This is a genomic window from Arthrobacter sp. K41 (assembly GCF_059089645.1).
This window is the reverse complement of record NZ_JBNHEW010000003.1, coordinates 222819-239937: the sequence shown is the minus strand read 5'-3', so window position 1 is coordinate 239937 and position 17119 is coordinate 222819. Positions and strand designations below refer to the sequence as shown.

Here is a 17119-nt window from a genome sequence, read left to right as displayed (position 1 = left end):
AACGAATTTCGGGTTTTCGCGTTGCGCTTTTTCGCTGAATACCACAGGAGCTTCTGCCATGAGCCATCCCGGCCCGTCCACCGCCGGCCATACCAGCGCGGGCCCGTCGCTGGACGGACTGCGCCGCGCCCTCGCCCCGGACCAGACCTTCGCCCGTGTCCGGGCAGAGGCTGCCCGCGGCTTCGACGTCCGGGGCCAGGACTACCAGATCAGTGCGCCTGCCGGACTGCGGCCGGTGCTTCTTGCCGAGATGGCCGACGGCATAGCGGCCACTGCCCCGGCAGGCGGAGCGCCCCGCGACGCCAGCCCGGGGGTGGTGCTCGCAGTCACCGCCACCGGCCGGGAAGCAGAGGATCTGACGGCCGCGCTGCGCGCCTACCTCCCCGCGGACGCCGTGGCTGAATTCCCCAGCTGGGAAACCCTTCCGCACGAGCGGCTCTCCCCGCGGTCGGACACAGTGGGACGCCGCCTTTCCGTGCTGCGCCGCCTGGCGCACCCGGAAAGTTCGACGGCGGGGCCGCTCCGTGTAGTCGTGGCGCCCGTCCGTGCCGTGGTACAGCCCGTGGTGGCCGGCCTGGGCGAGCTGGTTCCGGTCACCTTGAAAGTGGGCCAGGAGATGCCGTTCACCGAAGTGGTGCGGAGTTTGGCGGACGCCGCGTACGCCCGTGTGGACATGGTGACGCACCGCGGGGAGTTCGCTGTCCGCGGCGGCATCCTCGATGTTTTTCCACCCACCGAGGACCACCCCATCCGGGTTGAGTTTTTCGGCGACGAGGTGGACCAGATGCGCTGGTTCGCCGTCGCCGACCAGCGCTCGCTGTCCTCACCCGGGCTGCACCACCCCACGGAACTGCACGCCCCGCCGTGCCGGGAAATCCTCATCACCCCGTCCGTGATGTCGCGGGCGGCCACCCTGAAGTCCCAGCTGCCGGCTGCCGCGGACATGCTGGAAAAGATCGCCGGCGGCATCACCGTGGAGGGGATGGAATCCCTGGCGCCGGTACTGGTGGACGCCATGGTCCCGTTTGTGGAACAGCTCCCGGCCGGTTCCATCTCGGTAATCATCGAGCCTGAAAAGGTCCGCACCCGCGCCCACGACCTCGCCGCCACCAACGAGGAGTTCCTGGAAGCGGCCTGGTCCACGGCCTCCGACGGCGGGACCGCACCGCTGGACCTCAGCTCACAGGCAAGCGCTGCACTCCATTCCGCCAGCTTCCGTTCGCTGACCGAAACGCGGAGCTCCTCGCTGGAGCATGGCGTTTCATGGTGGTCCATCACCTCCCTGGCCCAGGACGAGGAGCTGCTGCCGGACATCGACGTACTGAACCTGCACGCACGCGAACCGCGGGGTTACCAGGGCGATGTCGCGGAAATGATGGAGTTCATCGGCTCCCACGTGCGCGACCAGTGGCGGATCGTTGTGGCCACAGAGGGTCCCGGACCCGCCCAGCGGCTGGCTGAGCTGTTCCACGACGCCGACATCCCCTGCGCCCGCGTGGACAGTCTGGACCACGAGCCCCAGGCGGGCATCATCGAGGTGACCACTGCCGCCGTCGGACGCGGTTTTGTCCTGGACGGGCTCAAGCTCGGCCTGCTCACCGAGGCCGATCTCCTGGGCCGGACGTCCGCGGGATCCACCAAGGACATGCGCCGCATGCCGTCCAAGCGCCGCAACGCCGTGGACCCGCTGCAGCTGGTGGCGGGGGACCACGTGGTGCATGAACAGCACGGCATCGGGCGGTTCGTGGAGCTGATCCAGCGCAAGGTGGCAGGCGGCGGGGACGGCGTGCGTGAGTACCTGGTCCTGGAATATGCACCGTCCAAGCGCGGCGCCCCGGGTGACCGGCTGTTTGTGCCCACCGACCAGCTGGACCAGGTGACGCGTTATGTTGGGGGCGACACTCCCGTCCTGAGCAAGATGGGCGGCGCCGATTGGGCCAGCACCAAGTCAAAGGCCCGCAAAGCCGTCAAGGAGATCGCCGGTGAGCTGATCCGGCTGTACTCGGCCCGCATGGCCTCGCGCGGACACGCCTTCGGGCCGGACACCCCCTGGCAGCGTGAACTCGAGGAAGCCTTCCCGTACGTGGAGACCCCGGACCAGCTGACCACCATCAACGAGGTCAAGGCGGACATGGAGCGCGAGATACCCATGGACCGGCTGGTCTCCGGCGATGTGGGTTACGGCAAGACGGAGATCGCCGTGCGCGCGGCCTTCAAGGCGGTGCAGGACGGCAAACAGGTGGCGGTGCTGGTGCCCACCACCCTGCTGGCCCAGCAGCACTACGAAACCTTCACCGAACGCTTTTCCGGCTTCCCCCTCCGCGTCAAGCCCCTGTCCCGCTTCCAGGCAGCCAAGGAAGCGAAGGAGACGGCGGAGGGCGTCAAGAACGGTGCCGTTGACGTGGTCATCGGAACCCACCGGCTGTTGTCCAAGGACTTCGAGTTCAAGGACCTGGGCCTGGTGATCGTGGACGAGGAACAGCGGTTCGGGGTGGAGCATAAGGAAGCCCTCAAGAAGATGCGCACCAACGTGGACGTGCTTGCGATGAGCGCCACGCCCATTCCGCGCACCCTTGAGATGTCCCTGACGGGTATCCGCGAGACGTCCACACTGGCCACGCCCCCGGAGGAGCGGCACCCGGTGCTGACCTACGTGGGTCCCTATACGGACAAGCAGACGTCCGCCGCCATCCGGCGTGAACTGATGCGCGAAGGGCAGGTGTTCCTGGTCCACAACCGCGTGTCCACCATCGAACGGACCGCGGCGAAGATCCGCGAACTGGTTCCGGAGGCCCGGGTGGAGGTGGCGCACGGCAAGATGTCCGAAAGCCGACTGGAGCAGATCATCGTGGACTTCTGGGAGCGCCGCTTTGATGTGCTGGTGTGCACCACCATCATCGAAACCGGCCTGGACATTTCCAATGCCAACACCCTGATTGTGGACGGGGCGGACAAGTACGGCCTGTCCCAGCTTCACCAGCTCCGCGGCCGTGTGGGCCGCGGCCGCGAACGCGCCTACGCCTACTTCCTTTATCCTTCTGAAAAGCCGTTGGGTGAAGTGGCGCTGGAGCGGCTGAAGGCGGTGGCCACGCACAACGAACTCGGCGCCGGCATGCAGCTGGCCATGAAGGACCTGGAGATCCGCGGCGCCGGCAACCTGCTCGGCGGCGAACAGTCAGGCCATATCCAGGGCGTGGGCTTCGACCTCTACATCCGGCTGGTGGGCGAGGCGGTAGCAGACTTCCGCGGCGAGGCCGAGGAAAAGGCCGCGGAGATGAAGATCGAACTGCCGGTCAACGCGCACCTGCCGCACGACTACGTGCCGGGGGAGCGGCTGCGCCTGGAGGCTTACCGCAAGCTGGCCTCCGCGCTCACCAACGAAGCCATCGACGAAGTCCTGGCTGAGCTTGTGGACAGGTACGGCGAACCTCCGCTCCCGGCGCAGAACCTGGTGGCCGTCGCGCGGTTCCGGGTGGGTGCCCGGGAAGCGGGCCTGTCCGATGTGGCGCTGCAGGGCAACTTCATCAAATTCTCTCCAGCCACGCTGCCGGAGTCCAAGGTCATGCGCCTGAACCGGATGTACCCCGGATCCCAGTCCAAGCCTGCCCTGGATGCCGTGCTGATCCCCAAGCCGAAGACCGCAAAGATCGGCGGCCGGGACCTGCAGGACGCGGAAATCCTGGAATGGGCCAACGGCGTCATCCGGAACATCTTCTCGGACCAGCCACTCGCTGCTCCGGCAGTCAGCGGTTAGCAGTTGATGGGAGGACACCACGCCGCGTCGGGAGCCGCGGCGTGGGTAGCTATTGCCTCAACGGGGCCGTACACGCTGGGCTGGTATCCGCTGGACGCCACCGGCATCCTGATCGGCGGAATGGCAACGGCGGGCACCGCCCTGGTGTGCGACTGGGACCACCGGCACAGCACGGTAGCGAACTCCCTGCCGCCGCTGTCCAATGTGATTGCCGTGGGAATCGAGAACGCCAGCGGCGGGCACCGGCAGGGCACGCACTCAGTTCTGGGCGCGGCTTTCTTTGTGCTGCTGGCCACCCTGGCAGGCCAGGTCCAGGTGCAGACGGACTGGGGGCTGCTGTCCGTGGGCGCGGGGCTGCTGTGCATGTTCATGATCAACATCGCGGCCAAAGCACTCAAGCTGTTCCCCAAGTCCGGCTTCATCAGCAACTGGATTTTCGCGCTCACCATGGCCGGGCTGGTCACCTGGTACGCGCCGGAGCAGTGGACCTGGCTTCCGGTTTCGATGCTGACCGGGGTGGTGGTGCACATCGTGGGCGACCTGATCACCACGGGAGGCGTGCCACTGCTGTGGCCTGTCGTCATCCGGCCGCCCAAACTTATGCGCAAGGTGCCGCTGCTGCGCCAGGTCTGGCGGCCCAACGGCGCCCTGTCCCTGCCGCTGCTGGGCCGTGCCGGGTCGAAGCGTGAGTGGCTGCTGCTGATCCCTGTGAGCGCCTATGCGATGGTGGGGCTGTGCGTGGCCGGCTGGTCCATCGCGCAGGGCCAATGGGCCAGGGTTGCGGCGGCAGCCGGAGCCTGGATCAAACTCTGGCTTTAAACGCGCAGAAACCCCCGGGACGCGTCCCGGGGGTTTCTGCGCGGTACTTGCCTAAGGTCAGTGCTCGCCGGCGGAGTCCGAGCGGCCGAGGATGGTCTGCGGGATCCAGTACGCCAGGGCGAACAGACCCACGCATGCGGCCATGGGCCAGGCGTTGTCCAGGGTGAGGAAGGACAGCGAGTAGATGGCGCCGAAGAACAGTGCCATGCACACCACGAACAGGACGATGCTCGTGCCGAGCTTGTTCTCGTTCTGGGGGGTCTGCAGAGCGCCGCCCTGGCGGGACTCTGAGCCCTGGTTGGAAGCCGTGATACTGCTGGACATTCGTTCCTCCTTGGCCCGCGGGCCTCAATCTGTGGCGGCCCGGCCCGCCGTCAGTAGGACGATGAACCCTGTTCGCCCTTGACGATGGCAATGCCGGAGCTGGCACCAATACGTGTTGCACCTGCAGCAATCATAGCCTGCGCGTCTTCGAGGGAACGCACCCCGCCCGAAGCCTTCACACCGAGGTCCGGGCCTACCGTCTTCCGCATGAGGGCGATATCCCCGGCGGTGGCGCCGCCTCCATTGAAGCCCGTTGAGGTCTTCACAAAATCGGCGCCGGCCTCCACGGCGGCTTCACAGGCCAGAACTTTCCCGCCGTCATCAAGCAGGGCAGTTTCGATGATGACCTTCAGGATGGCCCCGCCGGCATGGACGGCCTCCGCCACCGCGGAGATGTCCTCAACCAGCGCCCCCTTGTCTCCGGCCCGGCCAGCGGCGATGTTGATCACCATGTCCACCTCGTCCGCGCCGTCCAGCACTGCGCCACGGGCTTCGAAAGCCTTGACGTCGGTGGGGGTGGCACCCAGGGGGAAGCCCACCACGGAGCAGGTCAGGACACCCGAACCCTTGAGGGCCTTCTTCACGGTCTTCACCCAGATCGGGTTAACGCACACTGACTTGAAATGGTATTCCACGGCTTCGGCGCAGACCTTGAGAACGTCAGCTTCTCCCGCCTCCGGCTTCAGCAGGGTGTGGTCGATGAAGGATGCGATGTTGCCGGATCCGGCGACAGCAGTTTGAACGGAAGGGGTGGCTTCGTTGCTCATGATGGTCCTCTCCAAGGCCCGTGTGACCGGGCGCTGTGGCGCCCGTGGCTCGCTTCGGGAACCATCTTGCCACAGCCGCTGTTGCCGGCATCGGGCAGCCGGCGGGTGCAGGCGGCGGTCAGGCAGCCGCCGGCAAGGCAGCAGGAGCAGAAGCCGTCAGGAGCTGCGTCGCGCACGCGCCGGCTGCGGAAGCAGCGGCAACGAGCAGACCCAGCCGGACGCCGTCGTACGCAGCGGCGTCACCGATGGCCCAGATGCCCGGGACCGACGTCCGGAAGTCCCCGGTGATGACAATCCCGCCGCCGGCCTCCGTCCGAAGGCCGGCACTGGCGGCGAGGCCGTCCCGGGACACCCGTTCCTCGGCAAGGACCACCAGGTCGCCGTACATGCTGCTGCCGTCCTCGAAGATCACACCGGAAGCGGCGAAGCTTGACGCTGATCCAGCGGGCATGACGGCGGCAGGCCTGGCGGTGGTGCGGATGGGGCGTACGCCCCTTGCCCGGAGCACTGCTTCCGCCTGGCCCGCCGCGGCGCCGGTACCCACCAGGATCCCCAATGGACGCCTGCCCAGTTCCCTCGTGACTTCGCTGACGGCCTCTCCGACGCGGGCGGCGTCGTCAATGGTGGAGTAGCTCAGGCAGCGGCCGGCGCCTTCCACCGGGCTGGCCACCGGTGCGGATCCGGTGGCTATGACCAGCTGGTCATAGCTGAATTCCATGCCGTCTGCCGTCGCAACCGTCCGGTTCTCCGCATCGATGTGGCTTGCCGGCTGCCCGAAGCGGACGGAGACCTGGGGGAGCAGCGCCAGTTCCAGCAACTCCTCCGGGGCGTCGTCCCGGTTGCTCAGTACGGTGATGGTGCCGGCGAACCGGGCCCGGTGGAGCTGGCTGACCAGGGCCTGGGCGGCAGGGCCCGCGCCCGCGATGACAATGCGGGTGGCGGAAACGGTGGAGGTGGAGGGTGCCGGAGCGGACATGTGCTGGCCCTTTCGCTGGCGGCCGGGGGATCCGGCCGGAACTTCATGATGGAACCCAGCGTAGGCCCGCGCTTTTTCCGGAGTGTTTCTCCGCAGTTGCCGTTTATGGTGCCCGTGTTCGCCAGTATTTACCGGCCGGTAACAGAACCGGTGATGTGGCTCTCATTCCTCCGCCAGTAGACACATCCGGCACCCCTGCGGCTAGACGCGGATGCGGTAGCCCCGTTTCACCACTGTCTCCACCAGGCGGCCGTCGGGCAGCGAGGACCGCAGGCGGCTGACCGTCATGTCCAGTGCGTGCACCGATCCGCGCAGTTCCAGCAGTTCCGACAGCGATTCGCGCGACAGCACGGCGCCGCCGGCACCCAGCAGGGCGCGCAGGAGCAGCAGCGGAGCCGGGGCCAGTTCCACGGCCTGGCCGTCGATGCGCAGGCTGCGTCCCCGGAGTTCGATGTTCCCGGACCTGGTGTCCAGGCGCCGGACGTGGTTCAGGGCGAGGTGCTCACACACCAGCCTGATGAGCGCACCCATCCGGAACCGTTCCGGGACCAGGGGCGTCACGCCGGCGTCGAGCAGGGGCTGCGCCGTGACCGGGCCCACCACCGCGGTGGTGACGTTGGTCTTCAGGCTTTCGATCAGCTGTTTGTAAACGCCCATCTCGTGGGCGGTGCTCCACATGGCGTCGACGGCGGGCGCGCTGGTGAACGTCAGGACGTCCAGGTTTCCGCTGCACGCGGCCTCGATGAGGCGGGGAAGCCGGTCCGCCCCGTCAGGTTTCACCCAGCGGTACGGCGTCACGGTCAGGACTGTGGCGCCGGACATGCGCAGGCGCTCCAGCTGCCGCACATCGGTATATCCGTGCAGCTGCACGGCAACGGTCGTGCCCCGGACACCCTCGGCGAGCAGCATGTCCACCAGGGTGGCGGTGGTTTCGTCGCTGCTGATTCCGACGTCGGCAAGTCCGGCCGCGCGCACGGCGCCGCGGGCTTTGGGCCCCCGGACGAACATCCGGCAGGCGCCGAGGGTCTCCAGCAGTTCATCGCCGATGCCGAAGGAGTCCGCGGCCTCGCACCAGCGGCGCATCCCGTAGGCAGTGGTGGCGATGCAGAGGTCAGGTTTGGCCGCGATGATGGCACGGGTGTCCTCGATGAGGCGCATATCCTCCTGCACGGGGGCAATTTTCAGGGCGGGCGCATGCAGCACTTCCGCTCCACGGCGTTCCAGGGCCTCGATCAGGTCCTGGGAACGCCGGTGCGAGGTAACACCGATGCGGAAACCCTCCAGCGGGGCCTCGGCGGCGTCGGGCGCTTCTTCAACCCGCGGAACATCAGCCGGTGCAAGTGCAGTCATGGAGGTCAATCCTTTCACGAGCCCAGCAGCGAGGCCGCCAGCCTGTCGAGGTCGGCGGCGGCCTCAGCGTGCCCGCGGTTGGCTTCCGCCACGCGAACAACCTCGCCGATGACGAGTACCGCCGGGTTGCTGCAGCCCGCAGCCGCCCCGGTGATGGTGCCGAGGTCCGCAATGGTGGTTCGCTGCCCGGGCCGGTAGCCGCGCTCAACAACGGCCATGGGCATGTCAGGGCGCATCCCGGCCCGCCGCAGTCCGGCGGCCAGTTGGTGGAGGGTGCCGATGCCCATCAGGACAACAATGGTTCCGCCCAGGCCGGCAAGGTGGTGGTGCTCCTTGTCGGTCAGCGGGGCGTGGCCGGAGACCACGGTGAACATGTGGCTGACTTCCCGGTGGGTGACCGGGATCCCGGCTGCCGCCGGAACGGAGATGGCGCTGGTGACGCCGGAAATGACATGTACGGGAACGCCGGCTGCAACGCAGGAGGCCACTTCTTCACCACCGCGGCCAAACACGTACGGATCACCGCCCTTGAGCCGGACCACATTGTTGCCGGCGAGGGCGCTTTCCACCATGAGCTTTTCAATGTCGCCCTGGCTGACCTTATGGTGGCCGGGCTTCTTGCCCACATCCACCAGTTCGGCCGAGGTCAGGTGGGGCAGGTCCTGACAGGGGGCCAGCCGGTCATAAAAAACGACGTCGGCATCACGGAGGGCCTTGACGGCACCGACCGTGAGCAGCTCTGTTGTTCCGGGGCCGCCGCCCACAAGGGTGACGTGGCCGGCCGGCCCGGCCGCAGGCTCGGTGGCCACGGGAATTCCAACGGCACGGCAGCGGTCCAGCAGGGACTCCCAGCCCGGCTGGCCGTCGTCGACGGCGGCAACAAGGAAGGGGTGCTCGGGCAGCGGGCCGTCGTGGCCGGCACCGCGGGGGGTGCTGAGGCGGGAGACGACCGCACCGGCGGCTTCGTAGCGGCGGACCGCCTGGCGGGCGGCGTGGTCCGAGCCTGTGACCAGGACTTTCCGGCCGGTGAGATCGATGCTGAGCTGCATGGTTATGCCTCGTTCCTGATGGGTTCCGGTGTGCCGGGACGGACCGCGATCGACGCTCCGAGGAGGACTTTGCCCTTTTCTTCCCGGGTGGCGGGACGCATCTGGCCACGCTCGTCGGGGACGAAGGTGATGGAGTCGTCCTTCTGGTCGGGGGCGTTGACGAAGGAGCGGAACCGGCGCAGGCGCTCGGGATCCTTGAGGGTATCGGCCCACTCGTCGACGTAGGTGTCCACGTGTTTGGCCATGGCAGCCTCGAGGTCCTCGGCGATGCCCAGGGTGTCCTTGACCACCACGTCCTCAACGTGCTTGATGCCGCCGTCGAGCTCTTCCTGCCAGCGGGCTGTGCGCTGGAGGCGGTCCGCGGTGCGGATGTAGTACATGAAGTAGCGGTCGATGTACTTGATCAGCGTTTCGTCGTCGAGGTCCTTGGCCAGCAGCTGGGCGTGGGCCGGGGTGGCGCCGCCGTTGCCGCCAACGTACAGGTTCCAGCCGTCAGCGGTGGCGATCACGCCCACGTCCTTGCCGCGGGCTTCGGCGCATTCCCGGGCGCAGCCGGAGACACCCATCTTCAGCTTGTGCGGGCTCCGGAGGCCGCGGTACCGCAGCTCCAGCTGGATGGCCATGGCCACCGAGTCCTGGACACCAAAGCGGCACCAGGTGGACCCGACGCAGGACTTCACCGTGCGCAGGCTCTTGCCGTAGGCCTGGCCGGACTCGAAACCGGCGTCCACGAGTTCCTTCCAGATTTCCGGGAGCTGCTCAAGCCGTGCCCCGAACATGTCGATCCGCTGGCCGCCGGTGATCTTGGTGTAAAGGTTGTACTTTTCGGCCACTGCTGCGATGACGCCCAGTTTTTTCGGCGTGATTTCACCACCTGCGATGCGCGGCACCACCGAGTAGGTTCCGTCCTTTTGCATATTGGCCAGGGCGCGGTCGTTGGTGTCCTGCAGGGTGCCGCGGCCGGCGTCCAGGACGTAGGCGCTGTTCTGGCTGGCCAGGATGTTGGCGATGGTGGGCTTGCAGATGTCGCAGCCGGAGCCGGTGCCGTACTTGGCCATGATTTCCTCGAAAGAGGTCAGCCCGAGGACGCGGATGGCGTCGAACAGTTCCTGGCGGGACAGGTCAATGTGCTCGCAGAGGGCCTTGGAAACCTCGACGCCGGACTTGGTCAGTTCGGTCTCGAGCAGCTTCTTCAGCATGGGCACGCAGGAACCGCACTGGGTGCCGGCGCGGGTACAGCCCTTCAGTTCACCCAGTTCCTGGACGGGAGCGTTGCCTTCACAGGCGCCGCAGCCGTTGATGGCGTCGCGGATGCTGCCGGCGGTGACGTTGTTGCACGAGCAGAGGGTGGCGTCGTCCGGCAGTTCGGTTTCCGGAGCTTCGCCCCCGCCGGCCGCGGAGAGGAACGCGCCGGGCTCGGCGGGAAGTTCGCGGCCCAGGAGCGGCCGCAGGCTCATGTACGGGGACGCGTCGCCAACGAAGATGCCGCCCAGGAGGGTCTTGGCATCATCAGTGGTGACAATCTTCTGGTAGACGCCGCGGGCGGGATCGGCGTACACAATCTCGAGTGCGTGCTCGGTCTTCGCGAACGCATCGCCGAAGCTGGCCACATCGACGCCGGAGAGCTTCAGCTTGGTCGCGGTGTCGAAACCCGGGAAGGTGGCATTCCCGCCATGCAGGCGGTCGGCCACGATCTCTGCCATGGTGTTGGCGGGCGCAACCAGGCCCAGGCACATCCCGCCGTAGTTCGCCACTTCGCCGATGGCCCAGATGCCGTCCACCTCGGTGGCGCAGTATTCATTGATGACCACGCCGCCGCGTTGGCCCAGGGAGAACAGCTGCTCTTCCCCTTCTGCGGCGCGGAAGAGTTCGTCGCGCGGCCGGACGCCGATGGCGACGATCACGAGGTCGGCACCGATGGTGCGGCCGTCAGCCATGAGCACGCCGGTGACCTGGCCGTCGTCGTCGGACAGTACTTCCGAGGGGAAGACCCCGCCGTGGACTTCGAAGCCCTTGGATTTGATGAGCCGACCCATGGCCTGGCCGGCGCCTTCGTCCAGCTGTGTGGCCATCAGCCACTGTGATCCGTCGATAACGATCGGGTTGGCGCCCAGCTGCTCGGTGCCGGCGGCTGATTCGAGCCCGAGGAGGCCGCCGCCGATCGTGACGGCGTTAACCTTGCGGCCCAGCTTTGCGGTGAGACCGGCAATGGCCTTGTTGATGGCCCAGACGTCTTCGAGCGTGCGGTATACGTGTGTGTGTTCGGCGCCGGGAATCGGCAGGCGGGCGGCATTGGAACCCGTGGCAACCACCAGCTCGTCGTATTCGAAGACGCTGCCGGCCGCGGTTTCCACTGTCCTGGCTTCGGAATTGATCTTGACCACGCGCTCGCCGGTCTTCAGCGACAGTGCCTCGTGGTTCCACATGGACGCCTCACCCAGGGTGAGGTCGTAGTCCATTTGGGTGAGGGCCTTGGACAGGGCCACACGGTCGTAGGGCAGGTGGGTTTCCTCGGTGAGGACCGTGACATGCCAGCCGTCGAGCCCGCGGGCATGCATGGCGTCCACGAAACGGTGGGCCGCAGGGCCGCCGCCGGCGACGACGATGCGGCGCGGAGTCTCTGTGCTGGAAGTCTGTTCGGTCACTGTGGGCCTTTCGCATGGGCGGCAGACGGTTTTCTGCGGCCTTCCGGTGTCGAGCTGTCCGTCCAGACTAGGGAGCCGCAGTTTCGCTTCAGTTTCCCGATTGTTTCGCCAACTTAACTTCTGCATCACGAACGGGTTTCCGGCGGCGTGAGGTGTCTTTTACGCGCCGGACACATTCTCTGCACCCCTTTGAAACACCTTCGGCCTAGCATGGAACGCGGCTGCAGAGGCGGCCAGACGCAGGAAGCTCAGCAGAGGAGAGAAGCCGATATGACGGCAACACTGGAACTTGGGGCACTCGCGGCCGGCATCGACGGACCCGTGACGGGCGCTGCCGCCGGCTGGCACCGCGTCTGCCCGGTGGATGACCTGGAACCTGCCTGGGGTGAAGCAGCCCTCGTCGCGGGACGCCAGATTGCCCTCTTCCGCGCCGGACCCGGCGAAGTTTTCGCAGTGGCCCATGAGGACCCGGCCACCGGAGCGCACGTTATGGCACGGGGGATCCTGGGATCAAGGGGCACCCGTCCCACCATCGCTTCACCGCTGCACAAAGAGGTCTACGACCTGGAGACGGGCGAGTGCTTCAGCACCCCGGGCCTGGGCCTGGCAACGTTTAGCACCCGCATCTGTGACGGTTTCGTCGAAGTCGAACTCTAAGCCTTTCAGCCGCATGGCCCGGCCCTAAAGCCCCAGCGCCTCGCTGACGTCCTGCAGTACCTCGTCCAGCGCCGCCCGGGCGGCCTGCCGGGCCTCCGGCAGTTCGGCTGCGGTGCCTACATGCTGGATGACTTCGAGGTAGCACTTGAGCTTGGGCTCGGTGCCGCTGGGCCGGATGATGACGCGGGTGAGGTCCCGTGTGAGGTAGACGAGCCCGTCGGTGGGAGGGAGATGTTCGCTGCCCTCGGCCAAATCGGTGAAGACCTCCACCGCGGATGATCCGAAGGATTCCGGCGGAGTGACCCGGAGGCGGTTCATCATGGCGTCCAGGAGGCCGAGGTCCGCCACGCGGATGCTGAGCTGGTCGCTCGCGTGCAGGCCGTGATGGAGGTACAGCTCGTCCAGGGTGTCGAAAACCGTTCTACCGTCAGCCTTCGCGGCGGCAGCGAGTTCGGCAATCAGCACTGCTGCGGAAATTCCGTCCTTGTCCTTGACCACGTCAGGTGCCACACAGTAGCCCAGGGCTTCCTCGTAGCCGTACAGCAGGCCCGGCACGCGGGAAATCCACTTGAACCCGGTAAGCGTCTCCTCATGCGCGTAGCCTGCGGCCGTTGCGATCCGGGCCAGGAGCCGCGAGGACACGATTGAGTTCGCGAAGACACCTTGCCGGCCGGTTTCGGAGTCGTTCCCGTCAGCTGCCGCCAGCCGCGCTGCGATGTGGGCGCCCAGCAAGGCACCGACTTCGTCTCCACGCAGCATGCGCCAGGCGCCGGTATCCGGATCCTTGGCCGCAACTGCCGCCCTGTCGGCATCGGGATCATTGGCGATGACGATGTCAGCGTTCAGCCGTTCAGCCGTTTCAAGGGCCAGGTCCAGTGCCCCGGGCTCCTCAGGGTTCGGGAAGCTCACGGTGGGAAAGTCCGGGTCCGGTTCTGCCTGTTCGGCCACCAGGGTCACGTCGGTAAAGCCGGCGGCCTTCAGCACAGCCTGCGCCGTTTCGCCGCCGACGCCGTGCATCGGGGTGAGTACAATGCGCAGGTCCCGTGCCGGGAAGCGCCCGGGCAGGGCCAGCGCGGCCGTGGCCTGCTCGTACCCCGCAGCCAGGGAGCCGTCGAGTACCGTCCATCCGCCGGGGGCAAGAACCACGGACTCCAGTGGCCCCACGGCGTCGATGCAGGCCGCGATCTCGGCGTCGTAGGGAGCGACGATCTGGGCGCCGTTGCCGCTTTCCGGGACGGCGTGGCGGCCCAGGTAGACCTTGTAGCCGTTGTCCTGGGGCGGGTTGTGGCTGGCGGTGACCATAACGCCGCCGTCGCATTCCAGTGCCCGCACGGCGTAAGCCAGCAGGGGAGTGGGCAGCGCGGCCGGCATCAGGAAGGTTTCTATCCCGGCTGCGGTGAAGATAGCGGCGGTTTCTTCCGCGAAGATGTCCGAGTTGTACCGGGCGTCATAACCGACGACGGCGCGCGGCCGGGTTCCCGGAGATGTCCTGCCCACGGCTTGGAGCAGGAAGTCCGACAGACCCGCGGCGGCCCGGCGGACCACCGCCCGGTTCATCCGGTTGGGTCCGGGACCCAGGGCCGCCCGCAAACCTGCCGTGCCGAACTGCAGTGTCCCGCGGAAGCTGTCCTCGAGTTCCTGCCGGGCGGCCGGTGCGCCCTCTTCGACAAGCCGGACGAGTTCCAGGAGTGAAGCTGAAGTCTTGGGGTCCGGGTCTTGGGCGGCCCATTCGCGGGCCTCGTTGAGCAGGCGGGAATCGGCATCGGAAGACGTCATGGCCCTAACGCTATCGTCATTGGGCCCCGAACCCCTGCTGCCCGCCGCGTAGACGGTGGAAATCCCCCGCCCGGTGGGGGCCTCCACGGGCCTAAAGCTTGGCGATGATTCCGGCGAGCAGTTTGGAAATCCGCGGGCCGGCGGCCTGTCCTGACTCAAGAACTTCCTCGTGGCTAAGCGGCTGGGGGCTAATGCCGGCGGCAAGATTGGTCACCAGTGAGATGCCGAATACTTCCATTCCGGCGTGGCGCCCGGCGATGGCTTCAAGGGCGGTGGACATCCCCACCAGGTCGGCGCCGATCCGTTTGGCGTACTGCACTTCCGCAGGCGTTTCGTAGTGCGGGCCGGGGAACTGGGCGTAGACGCCTTCGTCCAGGGATGCGTCGACTTTCCGGGCGAGCCCCCGGATCCGCGCAGAGTAAAGATCTGTCAGGTCAACGAATGTGGCACCTTCCAATGGGGAGGCCGCGGTGAGGTTGATGTGATCGCTGATCAACACCGGCGTGCCGGGGGACCAGTTTTCGTTGAGCCCGCCGCAGCCGTTGGTGAGGACCAGGGTGCTGCAGCCTGCTGCCGCTGCAGTCCTGATGCCATGGACTACTGCGCGGACGCCCTTGCCTTCGTAGTAATGGGTCCGGGCGCCCAGGACCAGCGCACGCTTGCCCTCCTTGGTAAGCACCGAGCGGATGGTGCCCACGTGCCCAACCACTGCAGGGGCGTGGAAGCCGGGCACTTCCTCTGCTGAAAGGGTGGCGGTGGTTTCACCGATGAGGTCGGCTGCCTCACCCCAGCCCGAGCCAAGCACCAGGGCGATGTCGTGGCTGTCCACCCCGGTCTCCTCGGCGATGTACTCGGCGGCGGCGCTGGCGGCAGCGAAGGGATTGGTCTTCAGGAAGTCTGTTGTACTCACTGGTACAAGCTATCCTGCCGTTCCGCCTGCGCCCACCCCGCCGCCGGTTTCCTCAGAGACCGTTTTCTTTGGACGTCAGGGGAGGATGCAGGACAATGAGTGATTGTGACTACGCATCCAGATTTCAGCTCACCCCGGATCGCAATCCTTGGAGGTGGTCCCGGCGGATATGAAGCTGCCATGGTGGCCGCCTCGCTCGGGGCGCAGGTCACAATCATTGAGCGGTCCGGGCTGGGCGGTTCGGCCGTGCTGACTGACGTTGTCCCTTCCAAGACGCTGATCGCCACGGCGGACCTGATGACGCGCGTCGCCGAGGCAGGGGAGCTGGGTGTGAAGTTCGACGTCGGCGGCGGCGACTTCGTGCCGGTGATGCGGGCGGACCTCAAGCACATTAACCACCGCCTCCTGAACCTTGCGCGCAGCCAGTCCAAGGACATTCATGACGGCCTGAGCAACCTGGGCGTCCGCATCCTGAGCGGATCGGGCCGGCTCGTGGACGACCACACCATCGAGGTCCTCACGGCTGAAGGAACGGAAACCGTCGAGGCGGACACCATCCTGCTCGCGTTGGGCGCCCATCCGCGCGAGCTGCCCACGGCACGGCCGGACGGCGAGCGGATCCTGAACTGGACACAGATTTACGATCTCGACGAACTGCCCGAAGACCTGATTGTGGTCGGTTCGGGTGTGACCGGGGCCGAGTTTGCCTCCGCCTACAACGGCCTGGGTTCCAAGGTGACACTGATTTCCAGCCGTGACCGGGTTCTTCCGGGGTCAGACGTGGACGCAGCAGTGGTGCTTGAGGAAGTCTTCGAGCGCCGCGGCGTCCGGGTCTTGTCCCGCTCCCGTGCCGAGACCGTGGAACGCACCGACGACGGCGTGGTGGTGACCCTCAGTGACGGCTCCAAGGTCACGGGCAGCCACTGCCTCCTCTGCCTAGGCTCCATTCCCAATACCGCAGGCATCGGTTTGGAAGAAGCCGGCGTAGCGGTCAGCGAAAGCGGCCACATCAAAGTGGACGGCGTCTCCCGCACCACGGCCCCAAACATCTACGCCGCCGGCGACTGCACCGGGGTGCTGCCGCTTGCCTCGGTGGCGGCCATGCAGGGCCGCATCGCCGTGGCCCACTTCATGGGCGACAGCGTCACCCCGCTCAAGCTGCACCAGGTGGCGTCCAATATTTTCACCTCGCCCGAAATCGCCAACGTGGGCGTCTCCGAGGCAGAGATCGACTCCGGCAAGTACCAGGGCGACGTCGTCAAGCTTTCGCTGCGCAGCAACGCCCGCGCCAAGATGCGCAACCACAAGGACGGCTTCGTGAAGATCTTCGCCCGGAAGGGCTCGGGAACGGTGATCGGCGGCGTGGTGGTGGGGCCCAACGCCTCCGAACTGATCTTTCCCATCTCCATCGCGGTGAAGCAGAAACTGCACGTGGACGACGTCGCCAGCACCTTCACGGTGTACCCGTCATTGACCGGATCCATCTCCGAGGCGGCGCGCCGGCTCCACGTGCACCTGTAGGTACCTCACGCGGGAGTCTGGACCCCTCCGGCGTGACCTGCATAGACTCCTTCAAGGACCGGCCGGGAATTTCCCGGCCGTCCCTGCATCAGCCAACGACGCAAGGAGAAGTTCGTGGAACTGAAGGACGTCACATGGAATGAGCAGGCCCGGGAGAAGATCCTGCTCGACGCTGACAAGGCCCTGCAGGAAGCGGTCCGGGAGGCAGCCTCCACGTTGTCCAGCGCGGACAAGGACGAGGTGTACAAGTTCCTGTTTGAAAAGCTGAAGGACCAGTTCGTGGATTTCCAGCCGGGGCCGGACCTCACCCAGTACGCGGAGGCGGTGGCCAACGGGGACTTCGGCTCCACCGGCACCGGCAAGGAAGGTTAGGGAACAGGCCGTGTCAGCAGCCCTGGTCCGTCCCCGCAGCGGCAAGGTCATCGGCGGCGTCTGCGCCGCCCTGGCAGCCCGGTTCGGGCTTTCGAAATTCCTGGTCCGGCTGGGCTTCGTAATTTTCGGCCTGGTGGGGATCGGCGAACTGGTCTACATCGCGCTTTGGATCCTGATCCCCAAAGAGCAGGGCTAGGGT

The 17119-nt window shown here is 66.7% G+C and carries 14 protein-coding genes; 6 read left to right on the top strand and 8 right to left on the bottom strand.

The window, feature by feature from the left end; genetic code table 11:
- Positions 1 to 58: 58 nt before the first annotated feature.
- The gene (mfd, locus tag AC5RTE_RS08735; RefSeq protein WP_494040998.1) at positions 59 to 3754 is read left to right on the top strand and encodes a transcription-repair coupling factor; all 3696 of its coding nucleotides are present in this window, start codon (positions 59 to 61) and stop codon (positions 3752 to 3754) included.
- Between the two features lie 6 nt (positions 3755 to 3760).
- Positions 3761 to 4573, top strand: coding sequence for a metal-dependent hydrolase (locus tag AC5RTE_RS08730; RefSeq protein ID WP_494040997.1), 813 nt, complete (start codon positions 3761 to 3763; stop codon positions 4571 to 4573).
- Positions 4574 to 4630: 57 nt separating this feature from the next.
- Here AC5RTE_RS08730 and AC5RTE_RS08725 read toward each other — a convergent pair whose 3' ends face one another.
- The 6 genes from AC5RTE_RS08725 to nirB form a co-directional block, all read right to left on the bottom strand.
- Complete coding sequence (locus AC5RTE_RS08725; protein ID WP_494040996.1) at positions 4631 to 4897, bottom strand: hypothetical protein; 267 nt, start codon at positions 4895 to 4897, stop codon at positions 4631 to 4633.
- Between the two features lie 50 nt (positions 4898 to 4947).
- Complete coding sequence (gene deoC, locus AC5RTE_RS08720; RefSeq protein ID WP_494040995.1) at positions 4948 to 5664, bottom strand: deoxyribose-phosphate aldolase; 717 nt, start codon at positions 5662 to 5664, stop codon at positions 4948 to 4950.
- A gap of 118 nt (positions 5665 to 5782) precedes the next feature.
- Positions 5783 to 6640: an FAD-dependent oxidoreductase gene (locus AC5RTE_RS08715; RefSeq protein WP_494040994.1), complete on the bottom strand. Its 858-nt coding sequence runs from the start codon at positions 6638 to 6640 to the stop codon at positions 5783 to 5785.
- Between the two features lie 201 nt (positions 6641 to 6841).
- Positions 6842 to 7990, bottom strand: a complete 1149-nt coding sequence (locus AC5RTE_RS08710) for a uroporphyrinogen-III synthase (RefSeq protein WP_494040993.1) — start codon at positions 7988 to 7990, stop codon at positions 6842 to 6844.
- A 14-nt stretch (positions 7991 to 8004) separates the two neighbouring features.
- A complete protein-coding gene (gene cobA / locus AC5RTE_RS08705) occupies positions 8005 to 9039 on the bottom strand; it encodes a uroporphyrinogen-III C-methyltransferase (RefSeq protein WP_494040992.1) in 1035 nt (344 codons plus the stop codon).
- A gap of 2 nt (positions 9040 to 9041) precedes the next feature.
- A complete protein-coding gene (nirB, locus tag AC5RTE_RS08700; RefSeq protein ID WP_494040991.1) occupies positions 9042 to 11684 on the bottom strand; it encodes a nitrite reductase large subunit NirB in 2643 nt (880 codons plus the stop codon).
- A gap of 270 nt (positions 11685 to 11954) precedes the next feature.
- Here nirB and nirD point away from each other — a divergent pair, with 270 nt between their 5' ends.
- Positions 11955 to 12341, top strand: a complete 387-nt coding sequence (gene nirD / locus AC5RTE_RS08695) for a nitrite reductase small subunit NirD (RefSeq protein ID WP_494040990.1) — start codon at positions 11955 to 11957, stop codon at positions 12339 to 12341.
- A gap of 24 nt (positions 12342 to 12365) precedes the next feature.
- On the opposite strand, the gene AC5RTE_RS08690 is transcribed toward nirD, so the two are convergent.
- A complete protein-coding gene (locus tag AC5RTE_RS08690) occupies positions 12366 to 14117 on the bottom strand; it encodes a phospho-sugar mutase (protein ID WP_494040989.1) in 1752 nt (583 codons plus the stop codon).
- Between the two features lie 91 nt (positions 14118 to 14208).
- Complete coding sequence (locus AC5RTE_RS08685) at positions 14209 to 15027, bottom strand: purine-nucleoside phosphorylase (RefSeq protein WP_494040988.1); 819 nt, start codon at positions 15025 to 15027, stop codon at positions 14209 to 14211.
- 105 nt (positions 15028 to 15132) lie between these two features.
- Here AC5RTE_RS08685 and AC5RTE_RS08680 point away from each other — a divergent pair, with 105 nt between their 5' ends.
- From AC5RTE_RS08680 to AC5RTE_RS08670, 3 genes are all read left to right on the top strand, one after another.
- Positions 15133 to 16548 carry an NAD(P)H-quinone dehydrogenase gene (locus AC5RTE_RS08680; protein ID WP_494040987.1) on the top strand — a complete coding sequence of 472 codons (1416 nt, stop codon included), beginning with the start codon at positions 15133 to 15135 and terminating at the stop codon, positions 16546 to 16548.
- A gap of 114 nt (positions 16549 to 16662) precedes the next feature.
- Positions 16663 to 16920: a hypothetical protein gene (locus AC5RTE_RS08675; RefSeq protein ID WP_494040986.1), complete on the top strand. Its 258-nt coding sequence runs from the start codon at positions 16663 to 16665 to the stop codon at positions 16918 to 16920.
- Between the two features lie 10 nt (positions 16921 to 16930).
- Entirely contained in the window at positions 16931 to 17116 is a 186-nt protein-coding gene (locus AC5RTE_RS08670) for a PspC domain-containing protein (RefSeq protein WP_494040985.1), read from the top strand.
- Positions 17117 to 17119 lie beyond the last annotated feature (3 nt).

Excerpts from the sequence above, each read along its gene's own strand:
- mfd (WP_494040998.1), top strand. The coding sequence starts at position 59 with ATGAGCCATCCCGGCCCGTCCACCGCCGGCCATACCAGCGCGGGCCCG.
- AC5RTE_RS08730 (WP_494040997.1), top strand. The coding sequence starts at position 3,761 with ATGGGAGGACACCACGCCGCGTCGGGAGCCGCGGCGTGGGTAGCTATT.
- AC5RTE_RS08725 (WP_494040996.1), bottom strand. The coding sequence starts at position 4,897 with ATGTCCAGCAGTATCACGGCTTCCAACCAGGGCTCAGAGTCCCGCCAG.
- deoC (WP_494040995.1), bottom strand. The coding sequence starts at position 5,664 with ATGAGCAACGAAGCCACCCCTTCCGTTCAAACTGCTGTCGCCGGATCC.
- AC5RTE_RS08715 (WP_494040994.1), bottom strand. The coding sequence starts at position 6,640 with ATGTCCGCTCCGGCACCCTCCACCTCCACCGTTTCCGCCACCCGCATT.
- AC5RTE_RS08710 (WP_494040993.1), bottom strand. The coding sequence starts at position 7,990 with ATGACTGCACTTGCACCGGCTGATGTTCCGCGGGTTGAAGAAGCGCCC.
- cobA (WP_494040992.1), bottom strand. The coding sequence starts at position 9,039 with ATGCAGCTCAGCATCGATCTCACCGGCCGGAAAGTCCTGGTCACAGGC.
- nirD (WP_494040990.1), top strand. The coding sequence starts at position 11,955 with ATGACGGCAACACTGGAACTTGGGGCACTCGCGGCCGGCATCGACGGA.
- AC5RTE_RS08690 (WP_494040989.1), bottom strand. The coding sequence starts at position 14,117 with ATGACGTCTTCCGATGCCGATTCCCGCCTGCTCAACGAGGCCCGCGAA.